The organism is Bradyrhizobium amphicarpaeae (genome assembly GCF_002266435.3).
Lineage (GTDB): Bacteria > Pseudomonadota > Alphaproteobacteria > Rhizobiales > Xanthobacteraceae > Bradyrhizobium > Bradyrhizobium amphicarpaeae.
In genome coordinates, this window is the sequence record NZ_CP029426.2 from 6,800,694 (window position 1) to 6,816,091 (window position 15,398).

At 64.9% G+C, this 15,398-nt stretch carries 12 protein-coding genes; 7 read left to right on the top strand and 5 right to left on the bottom strand.

Annotation, left to right across the window (positions count from 1 at the left end; genetic code table 11):
- Window positions 1–90: 90 nt before the first annotated feature.
- The 5 genes from CIT40_RS31940 to ugpB form a co-directional block, all read right to left on the bottom strand.
- The gene (locus CIT40_RS31940) at window positions 91–990 is read right to left on the bottom strand and encodes an ABC transporter permease (RefSeq protein WP_094892561.1); all 900 of its coding nucleotides are present in this window, start codon (window positions 988–990) and stop codon (window positions 91–93) included.
- Window positions 991–1,216: 226 nt separating this feature from the next.
- Window positions 1,217–2,230 (bottom strand): ABC transporter permease, encoded by a 1,014-nt coding sequence (locus tag CIT40_RS31945; protein ID WP_094892562.1) that lies wholly within the window; start codon window positions 2,228–2,230, stop codon window positions 1,217–1,219.
- 222 nt (window positions 2,231–2,452) lie between these two features.
- Window positions 2,453–4,075: an ABC transporter substrate-binding protein gene (locus CIT40_RS31950; RefSeq protein WP_094892563.1), complete on the bottom strand. Its 1,623-nt coding sequence runs from the start codon at window positions 4,073–4,075 to the stop codon at window positions 2,453–2,455.
- 381 nt (window positions 4,076–4,456) lie between these two features.
- The gene (locus tag CIT40_RS31955; protein ID WP_094892564.1) at window positions 4,457–5,416 is read right to left on the bottom strand and encodes an aminoglycoside phosphotransferase family protein; all 960 of its coding nucleotides are present in this window, start codon (window positions 5,414–5,416) and stop codon (window positions 4,457–4,459) included.
- A gap of 207 nt (window positions 5,417–5,623) precedes the next feature.
- On the bottom strand, window positions 5,624–6,946 hold the full coding sequence (gene ugpB, locus CIT40_RS31960) for a sn-glycerol-3-phosphate ABC transporter substrate-binding protein UgpB (protein WP_193550894.1): 1,323 nt from the start codon (window positions 6,944–6,946) through the stop codon (window positions 5,624–5,626).
- Between the two features lie 197 nt (window positions 6,947–7,143).
- On the opposite strand from ugpB, the gene CIT40_RS31965 reads away from it, so the two are divergent.
- From CIT40_RS31965 to CIT40_RS31995, 7 genes are all read left to right on the top strand, one after another.
- On the top strand, window positions 7,144–8,139 hold the full coding sequence (locus CIT40_RS31965; protein WP_094892572.1) for a TRAP transporter substrate-binding protein: 996 nt from the start codon (window positions 7,144–7,146) through the stop codon (window positions 8,137–8,139).
- 6 nt (window positions 8,140–8,145) lie between these two features.
- On the top strand, window positions 8,146–10,224 hold the full coding sequence (locus CIT40_RS31970) for a sensor histidine kinase (RefSeq protein ID WP_244611882.1): 2,079 nt from the start codon (window positions 8,146–8,148) through the stop codon (window positions 10,222–10,224).
- Window positions 10,194–11,939, top strand: coding sequence for an ATP-binding response regulator (locus tag CIT40_RS31975; protein WP_094892566.1), 1,746 nt, complete (start codon window positions 10,194–10,196; stop codon window positions 11,937–11,939). The genes CIT40_RS31970 and CIT40_RS31975 overlap by 31 nt, the downstream gene beginning before the upstream one ends.
- Before the next feature lie 10 nt (window positions 11,940–11,949).
- Entirely contained in the window at window positions 11,950–12,687 is a 738-nt protein-coding gene (locus CIT40_RS31980; protein WP_094892567.1) for a response regulator, read from the top strand.
- Between the two features lie 301 nt (window positions 12,688–12,988).
- Window positions 12,989–13,600, top strand: a complete 612-nt coding sequence (locus CIT40_RS31985; protein WP_094892568.1) for a sigma-70 family RNA polymerase sigma factor — start codon at window positions 12,989–12,991, stop codon at window positions 13,598–13,600.
- A 464-nt stretch (window positions 13,601–14,064) separates the two neighbouring features.
- A complete protein-coding gene (locus tag CIT40_RS31990) occupies window positions 14,065–14,763 on the top strand; it encodes a cytochrome c biogenesis CcdA family protein (protein WP_094892574.1) in 699 nt (232 codons plus the stop codon).
- Window positions 14,764–14,795: 32 nt separating this feature from the next.
- On the top strand, window positions 14,796–15,359 hold the full coding sequence (locus CIT40_RS31995) for a thioredoxin family protein (RefSeq protein ID WP_094892656.1): 564 nt from the start codon (window positions 14,796–14,798) through the stop codon (window positions 15,357–15,359).
- The last annotated feature ends 39 nt before the right edge of the window (window positions 15,360–15,398 follow it).

Genomic DNA, 15,398 nt, shown 5'->3' on the forward strand with positions numbered 1-15,398 from the left:
GCCTGCCGTGACTCAAAAAGTGCGAAAACAACCCCATGCACAGTAGAATGCTATTGGAATCGTTGGAGAATTTTCGACGAAAAGTGGCCATCACGTCCTCCGCTGAGGGTCGACGATGTCGCGCAGGCCGTCGCCGAGGAGGTTGAAGCAGAACACGGCGATCATCAGTGCGAGCCCGGGGAACAGCGCAATCCACCATTCCCCCGACACCATGAAGCCCGCGCCTTCGGCGACCATGATGCCCCATTCCGCCGTCGGCGGGCGGACGCCGAGCCCGATGAAGGAGAGGCCGGCGGCGTTGAGGATGGCGTAGCCCATGGTCAGCGACATCTGCACGATCATGATCGGCATGATGTTCGGCAGGATGTGCACCAGCAGGATGCGGAATTCGCCGTTGCCCGAGAGACGCGCGGCCTGAACGAAGCCGGCGTTGCGGCGGACATTGGCCTCGGCGCGCGCGACGCGGGCATAGAGCGGGAAGTTCACGATCGCGGTGGCCAGGATGATGTTCTGCACGGTGTTGCCGAGTGCGGCAACGATGCCCATCGCGAGCACGAACAGCGGGAAGGCCATGATGGTGTCGGCGATGCGGCCGACGATGCGGTCGGTCCAGCCGCCGAAATAGCCCGCCGCGATGCCGGCGAGGCCACCCATCAGAAACACCAGCACGACGGAAGCGACCGCGATGAAGGTGTCGAGCCGCGTCGCCACGATGACGCGGCTGAAAATGTCGCGACCGAGCTGGTCGGTGCCGAACCAGTGCGCGGCCGACGGCGGCTTCAGAGCAGCAGCGGTATCCGAGGCGAGCGGATCGTAGGGCACGACGTAGGGGCCGAAGATCGCGGCGACCAGGATCAGGATCAGCAAGGCGAAGGCGAAGCCGGTGACCTTGTTCTCGCCGAGCACGTAGCGGGTTTGGTCGAGGATCGCAGTCAACCCGGATGTGCGCGCGGGACCGGCAGGTTCGACAGCGGGGGCGACGGAGCTCATGGCTTCACTCCTGGAGCTTGATGACGTCAGGACGCCGGCGAGCGGCGGCTTGCTTTACCTCTCCCGCTTGCGGGAGAGGTCGACGCGCTCGCAGAGCGCGGCGGGTGAGGGCTCTCGCCTCTTGGGGGTTCTCGATTGCGGAGACACCCTCTCCCCAGCCCTCCCCCGCAAGCGGGGGAGGGAGCGCACCGTCCGCGCGGCTCGCACCAGACGCGATCATCATGCGCTATCCCTCCAACCTGACACGCGGATCGATCACGCCGTACAAAATGTCGATCACGAGATTGAGCAGCACGTACATCACCGCCATGGTCAGGACGAAACCCTGCACCGGCGCGAAGTCCGACGAGATCAGCGCTTCCACAGCGTAGGAGCCGATGCCGGGCCAGGCGAACACTTTTTCGACCAGCACGTTGGCCCCTAACAGGAACGAGAACACCATGCTGAGCGTGGTGATGACGGGCAGCATGGCATTGCGAAATGCGTAGGTGACAATCACGGTCGCCGGCGACAGGCCGCTGGCGCGGGCGGTGCGGACGAATTCCGACGACAGCACCGCCAGCATCGAGGCGCGCGTCATGCGCGCGATCGGCGCCAGCGAGAAGATCGCCAGCGTCGTCGCCGGCAGGATGAGTTGGCTCAGCGCCGAGCGGAACGCCTCGAGATCGCGCGCGAGCAAGGTGTCGATCAGGTAGAAGCCTGTGACCGTCGGTGGCGCGCTATAGAACACGTCGAGACGACCGAGCGGCGCAGGCGACCAGCCGAGCCGGAAATAGAAGACATACACCAGCACGAGGCCGGTGAAGAACACCGGCAGCGAGACGCCGGCCGTGGTCGTTATCCGACATAAATGATCGACCCATGATCCCGGCCGCGTCGCTGCCAGCACGCCGAGCGGAATCGCGATGACGACGGAGACGATGAGCCCGAGCAGCGTCAATTCGGCCGAAGCCGGCAGGCGATTGCGGATCTCGGCTGCGACCGGCTGGCCCGTCGTCAGCGAGTTGCCGAAATCGCCGTGGGCGAGGTCGTTGGTGTAGCGGAAGAACTGCTCGATCAGCGGCTTGTCGAGGCCGAGCTTCTTGCGGATCTGCTCGACGGCCTCCTTGGTCGCGGCGGGACCGGCGAAGTAAGCGGCGGGATCACCCGGCAGCGCGCGCGTCAGCAGGAAGGTGACGATGACGACGCCGATCAGCGATGGGATCGCGAACATCAGGCGCTTGCCGATCATGGTCAGCATGGGAGCGCTCTCCTTCCAGTTATTAATTGAGAGCAGGTTCGCGCCACTCGCTCCGCTGCGCCCCCTCTCCCCTTGTGGGAGAGGGTTGGGGTGAGGGGTAGCCACGGGCGAGGTCGGAGTTCGTGGCTACCCCTCACCCGTCTCGCCGCTACGCGGCGAGCCACCCTCTCCCACAAGGGGAGAGGGTATGAGAGAGCCGTGCTCACCTCACCCAGCACGCTCTCACCCCTTCACCAGCGCACGATAATCCAACCGGCGGTGGAACCAGTATTGATAGCCGCTGATGTTCTTCTGCATCGCGACGTTGACGAAGGGCTGGTAGAGCGGGATGCGCGGGATGTCGGTAAAGGCGAGATCGACGAAGCCCTTCACGTCCTTGTCGTAGGTGGCGGTGTCGCCGCTTGCCGCCGCGGTACGCGCGCCGTCGATCAGCCTGTCCATCTCCGCCGACTTGTAGCTCATGGTGTTGAAGACGGAATTGTTGCCGTGATAGCACCAGTAGAAGAAGTATTCGGGGTAATCGAGCCAGCCCGAGAACACGTTGGTGAAGAGCGGCATCTCCTTCTTGTTCAATTCGGTGCGCCAGTTGGCGCCGGGCACCTTGTTGATGGTGGTCTTGATGCCGATCTGGGCCAGGCTCTCCTGCACCAGCACGCAGAGCGGCTCGTTGACGCCGGCGAAATTCAGGTCGAACGAGATCGTGGTCTCGAAGCCGCCTGCCATGCCCGCTTCGGCCATCAACGCCTTCGCCTTCTCGATGTCGGTGTTGTATTTGTGCGGCTGCGGCCAGGCGACCTCGGTGGCCTTGTCCTTTGGCGCGCCGAACATCGGGTTGGCGAGGCCGAACATCACCGCATCCATGATCTTCTGATAGGGCAGCGCGTAGGCGACGGCCTGGCGCACCTTCGGATTGTCGAAGGGCGGCTTGGTGACGTTCATGCCGATATACTGGATGCCGTTGGAGAACGGCAGCGACACCACGTTGAGCTTGCCGTTCGCCTTCATCTCCTGGAAGTCCTTGTTGGGCAGCTCGTAGGAGATGTCGGCGTCACCGCGTTCCAGCAACGCCCGGCGGTTGCCGGCCTGCGGCACCATGCGCCAGATCACGCGCTTGATCTTCGGCAGCGGACCGCAAACCCAATCGTCGTTGCGCTCCATGATCACTTCGGTGCCGGCGGTCCACTTCGTCACCTTGTAGGCGCCGGAGCCCGCGGTCTGCTGCTTGGTGAATTCGAGACCCCAGGGATCCTTCTCGCTGGCGTTCTTCTTCACGAGTTCGGAGTTGACGATGCAGGGCACGATCACGGCGAGATCGGGAATCGTCAGCCTGTCCTTCTTCAGGAAGTCGACGCGCACGGTGTGGTCGTCGATGACGACGAACTGCTCCGGCTTGGTCAGCGAGCCCGCGCTCATCTGGAAGGTCGGAAAGCCGCCGACGCTGACGGCGCGATCGAGCGACCACTTGACGTCCTTGGCGGTGACGGGCGTGCCGTCGTGGAATTTGGCGTTCTTGCGCAGCTTGAAGGTGACCGACATGTCGTCGATCTTGAACTCCTCGGCGAGTTCGCCCTTGAACTTGTCGCGGTCGTAATAGGGCACGCCGCCCGGGCCGCTCTTCATCTCGTGGCTGATCAGCCGGTCGTAGCAATTCCACGACACTTCATAGCCGGGCACATTGGTGCCGACGCCGTGGATGTCGAGATTGTTCGGACCGCCCTCCGAGACGATCAGCAGCGTCTCCGAGCGGGCGTCGGCATAGGCGGTGGAAATCACCTGCGGCATGGCCGGAAGCGCCGCTCCGGCGGCCAATCCGGAAACGGACTTGAGGAAATCGCGGCGCTTCATGGCAATTGCTCCAACACACGGTTTTTGGTTGGAACTGGATTCGCAAGGTTTGTGCCAGAGCCTAACGGCCGGTTAAATCGAACTAATATACTGATATTACTTATGAATAGCGATTTTGGCGGGTGCGCGGCCTTGGCCTCGCTCTCGGGCCATTGCATACAAAGATGCAGATTTGCTCATTTAATGATCGTTATTTAATGGGCGCTCTCTCAATAAGCACCGCCGTCATTCCGGGGCGATGCGCAGCATCGAGACTGGATCCGTCAGGCAGCTGTACGCGCGGGACAAGGGATTCTCAGGTGCGCAATTGCGCACCATAGCTCGCCGCTTTGCGGCGCCCCGAAATGACGAAGAGGGGGGAGAGAGGCTGAGCGCGCCCGCTCAACCCGCCCAGATCAGCTCCTGCAGCTCGACCAGATCAGCTGCCTGCTCCTGCCAGCCCTCGATGCAGATGTGGCTGTTGAGATCGCTGGCGCGGTGCAGCAGCATCAGCGCCATCAGCCGGCGCTTGAGCGTGGTGTCGAGCTTGGCATAGCCGAAACCTTCGAGCAGGCTCTTCACCCTGCCCGGCCGGCCCGCCGCCATGAACGCGCTGGGGCCGAGCAAATCGTAGTCGCGCCATCCCGCCATGACGTCGCCGAAGTCGAACACGCCAGTGAGCGACCACTGCCCGTCATCGCGGGCGAGCAGGAAGTTCTCCGGAATGTATTCGCCGACCAGAAAGACCGGCGGCGCATCCATCGGAATGAGCTGTTCGGCATCGCGCAGGAGGTCGTCGAGGCCTTCCAGGAATTTCGGCGCGAGGCCGAGACGGGTGTGCCGGGCCTTGCAGCCCTGCATCTGGGCCCGCATCAAGTCGCCCCAGCGCGGCTCGATATTCGCGAGCGGTCCGAGCGGGACGCGCTGGACGCTCGCGATGGTCGCGCCGATCTGGCGCAGCAGGCGCTCTTTCTGCTCTTCAGGGAGGTGCGGCCAGACCTCCGAGCCGAGCGTGCCTGTTAGGCGCGTGATGACGAGATAGGGCCAGCCGTCGCGCGTTCCTTCCGCAACGATCTCGGGGATCGGCAGATCGAGACGGCCTTTCAGTTGCGCCAGCGAGCCGCGCTCGGAGACGAACTGCGCGCGGAGCAGCGGCGGGAAGATCTTCAGGATCAGCTTGTCGCCGAGGCTGATAACGAGATTGGTGCCGGTCGCAAACACGTGCGGCGCGCCGGCATCGAGGCCGTGGCTGCGCGCGATGTCGAGCGCAATGGGGAGCCATTGCGCGGGATCGGCGCGAAAGGCGCGAAAGCTTTCGGCGTCGGTGAAGCGGGGCAGTTCTTGTGACGAAGCCATGGTCATTCGGCTGCTTTTGGCAGGCTCGGTCCGAGCCAGGAAGACGGTGCACCTCTCCCGCTTGCGGGAGAGGTCGACGCGAAGCGTCGGGGGAGGGCTTTCTCCTCTGGGGGATTGTCCCGTTGCGGAGCCACCCTCTCCCCAGCCCTCCCCCGCAAACGGGGGAGGGAGCGCACCGCCCGCGCGGCTGCAGCGGTGGTCAATCGCTCCACGCTACCTGTCCGGACTTGCACGCTCGAACTGGCGGAGCAGCTTGTTGCCGCGCTCGACTGCGGAATCCAGCGCGGCTTGTGCGCTCTTGTGGCCGGCGAAGGCCTGCTCCAGCTCGTCCTCGATCGCGCCGCGGATCAGCACGAAGGAGCCGAGCCGGATGCCCTTCGAGTTCTCCGTCGGCGGATTGAGCGTGATCTCCTCGAACGAGATCGCCGCGCCCGGATTGCGCTCGTAGAAGCCCTGCGCGCGCGTCAGCTCGGAGGCGGCGCGGGTGATCGGCAGGTAACCCGTGTTCTGGTGCCAGGCGGCCTGCACGCCGGGCTGCGACAAATAGGCGAAGAACCGCGCCACGCCCTTGTATTCCTCGCGCGGGCGGTCGCGCAGCACCCACAGGGTCGCGCCGCCGATGATCGAGTTCTGTGGCGCGCCCTTCACGTCGGGCCAATACGGCATCATGCCGTAGCCGATCTCGAATTTCGAATTCGCCTTGATGTCGGCGCGCGTCGCCGAGGAGCCGATGAAGATGCCGCATTCGCCGTTCTGGAAGCGCGGCTCGGCAGACTGCCCGCGGCCGCTGTAGTCGAACGATTTTGTCTTCTGCCATTCGGCGAGCTGGGCGATGTGCTTGACCACGACCGGATTGTTGATGGTCAATTCCGCGTCCAGCCCGGCAAAGCCGTTGCCGCGCGTCGCCAGCGGCAAATTGTGGAAAGCCGAGAAATTCTCGACATGGATCCAGGACGGCCATGACGTGGTGAAGCCGCACGCGACGCCACGGTCGCGCAGGCGCTTGGCGGCGGCGCCCAGTTCCGGCCAGGTCTTCGGCGGCGTCTCCGGATCGAGGCCCGCATCGCGGAACATGGTCTTGTTGTAATAGAGGATCGGCGTCGACGAATTGAACGGGAACGACAGCAGATTGCCGGCGGCATCGGTGTAGTAGCCGGAGATCGCCGGCAAATAGTCGGCCAGCGAGAACGGCTCGTGCTGGTCGCGCATCAGGCTGAACACCGGATAGATCGCGCCCTTGGCCGCGGTCATGGTGGCGGTGGCGACCTCGTTGACCTGGACGATGGCGGGCTGGCTGCGCGAGCGGAAGGCGAAGATGGCGGCTGTCACCGTCTCGGTGTAGTTGCCCTTGTAGACCGGAACGATGCGGTAGTCGGACTGCGAGGCGTTGAAGTCGGAAGCGAGCTTCTCGAGCTGGCGACCAAGCTCGCCGGACATCGCGTGCCACCAGGCGATGTCGGTGGCGGCGCGAGCGGGAGCCGCCAGAGAGAGCGCCGCAAGGATGGCGAGCAACAAGAGGCGCGATGCTGACGTCACGATGGCTTTTCTCGTTTTCCGCGCCAACCGGCGGCGCCCCTGCTTACGGCGCCTCCCCAGCGGTTTCAACCGGCAATGCGTCCCGGCCGCGCTGCACAATCGGCCGTACCCGCAGCTTGTAGCCTTGTCCTTCCCATCTGCTAGATTGCAATGAACCTTTTGCTCCCGCCATAGACTCCATCACCGAGGGGTTGAGTGTGCCAGTGCTGAACCGTGCCGAACTCTCGCGGACCGGGGTGATCTTCGTCGCGCTTCTGTTTGCCGTCTGCATGACGGGCGCCGTTGCACGCGAGTTTCGCGCCGCCGATACCCAGACCGAGGATTACCCGACGGTCCAGGCGCTGCGCTACATGGGCGCCCTGATCGCCGAGCGCAGCGGCGGCCGCCACGAGATCAAGGTGTTCCACTCCCGCCAGCTCGGCGAGGAAAAGGAGACCATCGAGCAGACCCGGGCCGGCGCGATCGACCTCAACCGGACCAACGTCGCGCTGATCGGCAATTTCGTGCCGGCGATGAACGTGCTCGCCATGCCGTTCCTGTTCCGGTCCATCGAGCATATGCAGAAGGTGCTGGACGGACCCGTCGGCAGCGAGATCCTCGACAGTTTCGAGCCCTATGGCTTCGTCGGGCTCGCCTTCTACGATTCCGGGGCGCGGTCGATCTACAACGGCGTCCGGCCGGTGAAGTCCCTCGCGGATCTCAAGGGATTGCGGATCCGGGTGCAGCAGTCGGAGTTGATGAGCCAGATGATCCGCGCGCTCGGCGCCGAGCCGGTCGAGCTGCCCTACGGACAGGTGCTCACCGGGCTCGCCAACCATCTGATCGACGGCGCCGAGAACAATTGGCCATCTTTCGTGACGACGGACCATTACAAGCATGCCGGCCATTACACGCTCACCGAGCACACGATGAGCCCCGAAGTGCTGGTGATCTCGCTGAAGGCCTGGCAGAGCCTGTCGCCTGAGGACCAGCAGATCTTCCGGGAGGCCGCGCAGCGCTCCAGCCGGTTCATGCGCGAGAAATGGCGCGACCTCGAGGAGCAGTCGCAGCGCAAGGCGGAGGAAGCCGGCGTCACCATCATCAGGGAGATCGACCGCAAGCCGTTCGAGGATGCGATGGCCCCGATCTACGCCAAGGCCGCAAGCGATCCCGCCGCGGCCGCGCTGATCGAACGCATTCGCAAGGTGGAGTGAGGCCTGTTGACCGGGCTTGGACACAGCGAGCACGCAGAGCGGCCGTCGGGCCCGATCGGACGGCTGCGCGCGCGCCTCGTCGGCGTGCTGCGCGCGGTGCCGATCCGCTGGCGCATCCTGTCGATCGCGGCGCTGAACTCCGCCGTGGTGGTGGTGCTGGTGGCGATGATCTGGAACGGCGCGCAGGTGCTGGGCTCGGCCTGGGACGACGTCCGCCAGGTGCGCGAATCCGACCGGATCCTGGCGCTGCTCGAAAGCGAGACCGGGCGGCTGCAGAACCTGATCCACCGCTACATCAACCAGCCGAGCCCGGACCTGTTCGCCGAGATCCTGCTGCTGCGCGAGGCGGTGCTGGGCACGCTGAGCAACCGCGCCGCCAAGGACCCGATGCTGTCCGGCTCGGTCGAGGAGCTGGAGCGCACCACCGACCGCTTCCTCAACGGCTTCGGCGAGCTGCGCAGCGTGCAGGCGACCATCGCCAAAACCTATGAGGAGCAGGTGCAGGGGCCTGCCCGTGACATGGCCGGCCTCTATTCCATCATCGAAGGCGCCACCGGCCATCGCGACGCGCTGATCTGGCCTTCGCTCGGCAAATCCCGCGAGGCTTTCACGGCGATGCTGGTGGCGGCCAATTCCTATTACCTTTCGCTGTCGACGGGCGCGGCCGACGACGCGCGCCGCAACACCGAGACGATCGAGAAGACCATCCCCGTGATGATCGATCTCGCCGACAATGATTTGCAGAAGATGGCCTTGCGGCGATTGGGCACCCGCACCGCCGCGCTGCGCGAGGGCTTTGCAAAGCTCTCCGAGCAGCTTGCGAGCCGCACCGAGCTGCTCCGCAACACCATCGACGCCAGCCAGGCCGAGGCGATCGGCGCCATCGACGACCTCTCCAGCAAGATGCGCCAGCGCGAGCAGAAGGCGCAGGAGACCTTCGACCGCACGCTGGCGGATATTTCTCGCCGGGTCCTTTCCATTGCGGTGATCTTCCTCGGCATCATCCTCACCGCCGGCGTCCTGATCGCGTTGTCGATCCGGCTGCCGCTGCAGCAGATCATGGCGGCGATGCGCGCGATCACGCTCGGCGATCTCGGCCGCGAGGTGCAGGGCACCAAGGCCCGCGACGAGGTCGGCGCCATGGCGCGCGCGGTGGAAGTCTTCCGCGAGAACGCGATCGCGAAGCGCCAGACCGAGGACGAGCTGCGCGCGTCCAAGGAGAAGGCCGAAAGCGCGCTGCTCGAGCTCAATACCGCCCAGCAGAATTTGATCGATGCCGAGCGGCTGGCGGCGCTCGGCGGCCTCGTCGCCGGCGTCGCGCACGAAGTCAACAACCCGATCGGCATCAGCCTCACGGTGGCTTCGAGCTTTGCCCGGCGCAGCGAGATCTTCGAGGCCCAGCTCAGGGGCGAGGGCGGCCTGCGCCGCTCGCAGCTGGAGGAATTCGTGCAATCCTCGCGCGACGCCTCACAGCAGCTGGTCGCCAATCTGCAGCGCGCCGGCGAGCTGATCCAGTCGTTCAAGCAGGTCGCGGTCGACCGCTCCCATGCCGAGCGGCGGCAATTCTCGCTCAGCGAGGCCACCGACCAGATCATCGCGAGCCTGAGGCCCGTGCTGAAGCGCGCGCCGATCACGCTTCAAGTCGACGTGCCCGAAGGGCTGCTGCTCGACGGCTATCCCGGCTCCTACGGCCAGATCCTGACCAACCTCTTCCTGAACGCCGCCAACCACGCCTTCGCCGACGGGCGCGCCGGCACCATCATCATCTCGGCGCGGCCGCGCGGGGCCGACGACATCGAGATCATCTTCACCGACGACGGGGCCGGCATGACCCCCGACGTGCAGCGCCAGGCCTTTGACCCTTTCTTTACCACCCGGCGCAATGAAGGCGGCACGGGACTCGGGCTCCATATCGTCTATAACCTCGTCACCCAGCAGCTCGGCGGGCGCATGATGCTGGAATCCAAGCTGGGACAAGGCACCACTTTTCGCATTATCATGCCCCGGGTTGCCAAGGGCGGCGCGCAGAGCACAGAAAGTGACGGGACTTCTCAATGGCCGAACAGGACGATGTCCTCCACCTGATCGACGATACCGGTACCGCGTCGGAGGATGCCAACGCCCGGAAATGGAAGATCGCCGTCATCGACGACGATCCGGCCGTGCATGACGGCACCCGTTTCGCCCTTTCGGATTACAGCCTGAACGGCCAGGGCCTGGAGATCCTCTCGGCGCATTCCGCCGCCGAAGGCCGCAAGCTGATGGCTGCGCACAACGACATCGCCGCGGTGCTGCTCGACGTCATCATGGAGACTGACGTCGCCGGCCTCGAGTTGGTCGAATACATCCGCAACGAGCTCAAGAACGAGACCGTGCGCATCATCCTGCGGACGGGACAGCCCGGCCAGGCGCCGGAACGGCGCGTGATCGTGCAATACGATATCAACGACTACAAGGCCAAGACCGAGCTCACCGCCGACAAGCTGTTCACCTCGCTGACCGCGGCGCTGCGCTCCTATCAGCAGCTCGAGCGCATGCTGCAGACACGGCGCGGGCTCGAGATCATCATCGATGCCGCCTCGACGCTGTACGACTTCAAATCGATGCAGCGGCTCGCCGAGGGCGTGCTGACGCAGCTCGCCTCGCTGCTCAATGTCGACTGCGCCGGCATCCTGGTGCTGCGCGACAATGGCGGCATCGACCCCGAACTCTCGGTGCTCGCCGGCAGCGGCTGCTACAGCCGCTTCATCGGCACGACGTCATCTAAGGCGCTCGACCCCGATCTGCGCGCGATGGTGGAAGCCGCCTTCCAGGGCCGCAAGAACGAATTCGCCGACCACCGCAGCGTGATCTATCTGCGCACCGGATCCGGCCGCGAGGTGGTGGTGCTGCTGCAGGCCGAGCGCGAATTGTCCGAGACCGACCGCTCGCTGGTCGAGATCTTCTCCTCCCGGCTCTCGATCGCCTTCGACAACGTCATCCTCTATCAGCAGCTCCAGGACGCCAACAGCCAGCTGGAGGACCGCGTCGCCCAGCGCACCCGCGCCCTGATGCAGGCCAACCGCCGCCTGTCGGCGCAATGGCTGCGGCTGCAGCGCGCCAACGGCTTCAAGAACGAGATCCTGGGCACGGTCGCGCACGATTTGAAGAACCCGCTCGGCGTCATCCTCGGCCGCACCGAGATGCTGAAGGAATTGATCTCGACCGGCGCCTCGGAAAGCGGCGTGGTCGCCCAGGTCGACCACATCCGCGACGCCACCAAGCGCCTGACCACGATGGTCGACCATCTGATCTCGGACGCGATGGCCGATGCCTTCGACATCACCATCCGCCGCGAGCCGGTCGACGTCGCGGCCCTGGTCAAGGAGGTCGCCGAGGCCAACCAGCCGCTCGCCGTCAACAAGCAGCAGGCGATCGGCGTCACCGCGCCGACCAACATCGTCACCATGTGCGACACCGATCGCATCCGCGAGGCCATCGACAACCTCATCAGCAACGCCATCAAATACTCGCCGATCGGCGGCAGGATCGACGTGGTCGTCAGCCACGAGGGCAGCGAGACCATCGTCCGTGTCAGCGACGAGGGCGCCGGCCTGTCGCCGGAGGATCTCGGCCGCCTGTTCGGCCGGTTCCAGCGGCTCTCGGCCAAGCCGACCGCGGGCGAAAGCTCGACGGGCCTCGGGCTGTCCATCGTCAAGCGCATCGTCGACATGCATGGCGGCGAGGTGACCGCCGACAGCGAGGGCCCCGGCAAGGGCTCGACCTTCACCATCACCCTCCCCGCGACCGAAATGCCGTGACTGAGAGACCATGACCCAAAGCCAGCACATCATGATTGTCGACGACGAAGCCCCGGCCCGGGAGATGGTCGGCGATTATCTCAAGATGCACGGCTTCACCGTGACGCTGTGTGACGGCGGCAAATCGTTGCGGACCGCGATCCAGGGCGGCATGCCCGATCTCGTCGTGCTCGATCTCAACATGCCCGAGGAAGACGGCCTCTCGATCATCCGCGACCTCAAGAGCCGCATCAACGTGCCGGTCATCATGTTGACGGCGACGGCCAGCCCGATCGATCGCGTGGTCGGGCTCGAGCTCGGCGCCGACGATTACGTGGCAAAACCCTGCGAGCTGCGCGAGCTGATGGCGCGCATCCGCTCGGTGCTGCGCAGGAGCGTGCCGGCCAAGGCCGCCGCGCCGGAAGCTGCAGCTGCGAAGTCGGACAAGGAGCAGCTGGTGCGCTTCGGCACCAAATGGCTCGACCTCGAAGCCCAGGCCTTGCGCGACGACGAGGGCAACGAGCATCCGCTGACCGCCTCCGAATTCGGGCTCTTGAAGGTGTTCGCGGCCAATCCGAAGCGCGTGCTGTCGCGCGAGCGCCTGCTCGAACTCGCCAATGCGCGCGACGCCGAAGCCTTCGACCGCGCGGTGGACCTGCGCATCATGCGCATCCGCCGCAAGATCGAGCCCGATCCGGCCAAACCCGCCGTGATCCGCACCATCCGCGGCGGCGGCTATTTGTTCTCGCCGCAGGGCGAGAAGGCGTAAGCAGCGGGCGGCGCAGGCAGGTGCCGTAGCCCGGATGGAGCGCGAGCCGGCCGAACGCAATCCCCCGCAATACGTTCCCCGCGGCTTCAAGCGCCTCCAAACCCTCCCCCCGTATTTTCCGTACATTGAAATTCCACGACTTTTTGCCGCGAATGTTTCGTCGTAGCCTCTCCGACGAAACAATTTGGCGGCGCACGAAACCATTTTCCGCTTTTCGTGCAGACGTCCCGAAACGTTGGCTCATTAACACTTTGGTCCAAGGAAACGCCGCTCGGTTGCGGCGCTACGGGGAGCCAAGTCAATGCGGAACGTCATCGCCATCAACGCCCAGGCCAGCCAGAGCATCATCGCCGCTCAGGCGACTTCGGACGATATGCTTCTCGAAAGCATTGCCGACGGCAACCGGACGTCGATGCACATCCTTTATTGCCGGCACAATGTGCGGGTGTACCGCTTCATCCTGCGCATCGTGCGTGACGCCACCGCGGCCGAAGACCTCGTCAGCCAGGTGTTCCTGGACGTGTGGCGGACCGCCGGCCAGTTCCAGGGCCGCTCGCAGGTTTCGACCTGGCTGCTGTCGATCGCCCGTTTCAAGGCGCTGACCGCGATGCGCCAGCGCCGCTTCGAGGACATCGACCAGGAGGACGTGCGCCAGATTCCCGATGGCTCCGATACGCCGGAGACCTCGCTCGACCGCAGCGACACCAGCGCCATCCTGCGCGCCTGCGTGCAGAAGCTGTCGCCCGCGCATCGCGAGATCATCACCCTCGTCTACTACCACGAGAAGTCGGTGGAGGAGGTCGGCCAGATCATCGGCATCCCCCAGAGCACGGTGAAGACGCGGATGTTCTACGCCCGCAAGCAGCTGGCCGAATTGCTTAAAGGCGCCGGCGTCGAGCGCTTCGCCGCCTAAGGCGAATCAATTTAGAGGGATAGGGTCGCCGCTCTGGCCCTCTCCCCGGACACGGAAGTGTTACCGCCGACGAAACAATTGAAACAAACCACAACATCAGGCGGAAAAACTTCTCCCCTATAAAGCTCACATACGGTTTTGCTTAAACCTCCCAAGGACCTCCAACGACCCGGACGATGCCCCCGTCCGGGTCGTTTTGTATTTGGGGCCCGAGGTGGCCGCCGCAGGCTCCCGCCTCTCCCGCTTGCGGGAGAGGCCGACGCGTAGCGGCGGGTGAGGGTTCTCTCCTCTGGGGGAGTATCCCGTTGTGGAAGCACCCTCTCCCCAACCCTCCCCCGCAGGCGGGGGAGGGAGCGCACCGTCTCCGTGACCCGAGCGCCGCTTCCGTCACGAACGTGTGACGCCGCGTAACGACTGGCGCCTCGTGTCCGAACCAACCTCGTGACCTTCATCACGAGTGCCCCATGCTCGAACTTGTATTCGCTCTCCTCGCCGGCATCCTCACCATCGCCGCGCCCTGCACGCTGCCGATGTTGCCGATCCTGCTCGGCGCCTCGATCGGGCGCGCGGGACATTTGCGGCCGGCGATGATTGCGCTCGGCTTCGTGCTGTCCTTCTCCGCGACCGCCCTGCTGCTCGGCGCGATCACGCGGCTCTTCGATTTCGATCCGAACGTGCTGCGCGAGGCGGCTGCGATCCTGCTGCTCGGCTTCGGCCTGTTGATGCTGTGGCCGGCGCCGTTCGAATGGCTGTCGATCCGGCTCAACGGCTGGCTTGATCTCGGCAATTCCAGCGCCACCCAGCGTGAGGGCGCGCTTGGCGGGCTGATTCTCGGCACCACGCTGGGCCTGGTCTGGACGCCCTGCGCCGGTCCGGTGCTCGGCTCGATCCTGACGCTGGTTGCGACCTCGAAGAATCTGGCCTGGGCCGGCACGCTACTGATCGCCTACGCGATCGGCGCGGCGATCCCGATGCTTGCGATCGCCTATGGCGGACAGGCCGCGACCACGCGGGTGCGCAGCCTCGCGCGGATCTCGCCACGGCTTCAGCAGGGCTTCGGCGTGGTCGTGATCGCGTTCGCGGTCGCCGCCTATTTTCAATACGACACGCTGATCGTGGCGTGGCTCACCGGCTTCTACCCCACCGGCCAGATCGGCCTGTGAACAATCTGCAACTCGAACCGGAGGACTCGTTCATGACCATCAAACTGCTCGCCGTCTCAGCCGCGCTCGTCGGCCTCGCCGTGACCGGCGCCGTCATCCCCGGCTTCTGCGACGAGGCCACGCCCGCCGCACCGATCCAGGTCGCCGCCGCAAGCCAGCAGACCGCGCCTGATTTCGCCGGCATCAACAATTGGTTCAACTCGAAGCCGCTGAGCCTGGCCGACCTTCGCGGCAAGGTCGTGCTGGTCGATTTCTGGACCTATGGCTGCGTCAACTGCGTCAACACGCTGCCTCATGTCACCGATCTCTACGCCAAGTACCGGAACAAGGGCCTCGTCGTGGTCGGCGTCCACACGCCGGAATTCCCGTTCGAGCGGTCGGCCTCCAACGTCCAGGCCGCGCTGAAGCGCCACGGCATCACCTATCCGGTGGCGCAGGACAATGAGTCCAGGACATGGAACGCCTACAGCAACCGGTACTGGCCGGCGCAATACATCATCGACCAGTCCGGCAAGATCGTGTTCCAGCACGAGGGCGAAGGCGGCTACGACCAGATCGACCGCACCGTGGCCAAGCTGCTGAACGTCAATAGCTAAATTCGTGTCATTGGACAAAGAGTCCTATAGGACCCGAGC

Bases quoted from the DNA above. Each gene is read 5' to 3' on its own strand.
- CIT40_RS31940 (WP_094892561.1), bottom strand. From the start codon at position 990: ATGAGCTCCGTCGCCCCCGCTGTCGAACCTGCCGGTCCCGCGCGCACA.
- CIT40_RS31945 (WP_094892562.1), bottom strand. From the start codon at position 2,230: ATGCTGACCATGATCGGCAAGCGCCTGATGTTCGCGATCCCATCGCTG.
- CIT40_RS31950 (WP_094892563.1), bottom strand. From the start codon at position 4,075: ATGAAGCGCCGCGATTTCCTCAAGTCCGTTTCCGGATTGGCCGCCGGA.
- CIT40_RS31955 (WP_094892564.1), bottom strand. From the start codon at position 5,416: ATGACCATGGCTTCGTCACAAGAACTGCCCCGCTTCACCGACGCCGAA.
- CIT40_RS31975 (WP_094892566.1), top strand. From the start codon at position 10,194: ATGGCCGAACAGGACGATGTCCTCCACCTGATCGACGATACCGGTACC.
- CIT40_RS31980 (WP_094892567.1), top strand. From the start codon at position 11,950: ATGACCCAAAGCCAGCACATCATGATTGTCGACGACGAAGCCCCGGCC.
- CIT40_RS31985 (WP_094892568.1), top strand. From the start codon at position 12,989: ATGCGGAACGTCATCGCCATCAACGCCCAGGCCAGCCAGAGCATCATC.
- CIT40_RS31990 (WP_094892574.1), top strand. From the start codon at position 14,065: ATGCTCGAACTTGTATTCGCTCTCCTCGCCGGCATCCTCACCATCGCC.
- CIT40_RS31995 (WP_094892656.1), top strand. From the start codon at position 14,796: ATGACCATCAAACTGCTCGCCGTCTCAGCCGCGCTCGTCGGCCTCGCC.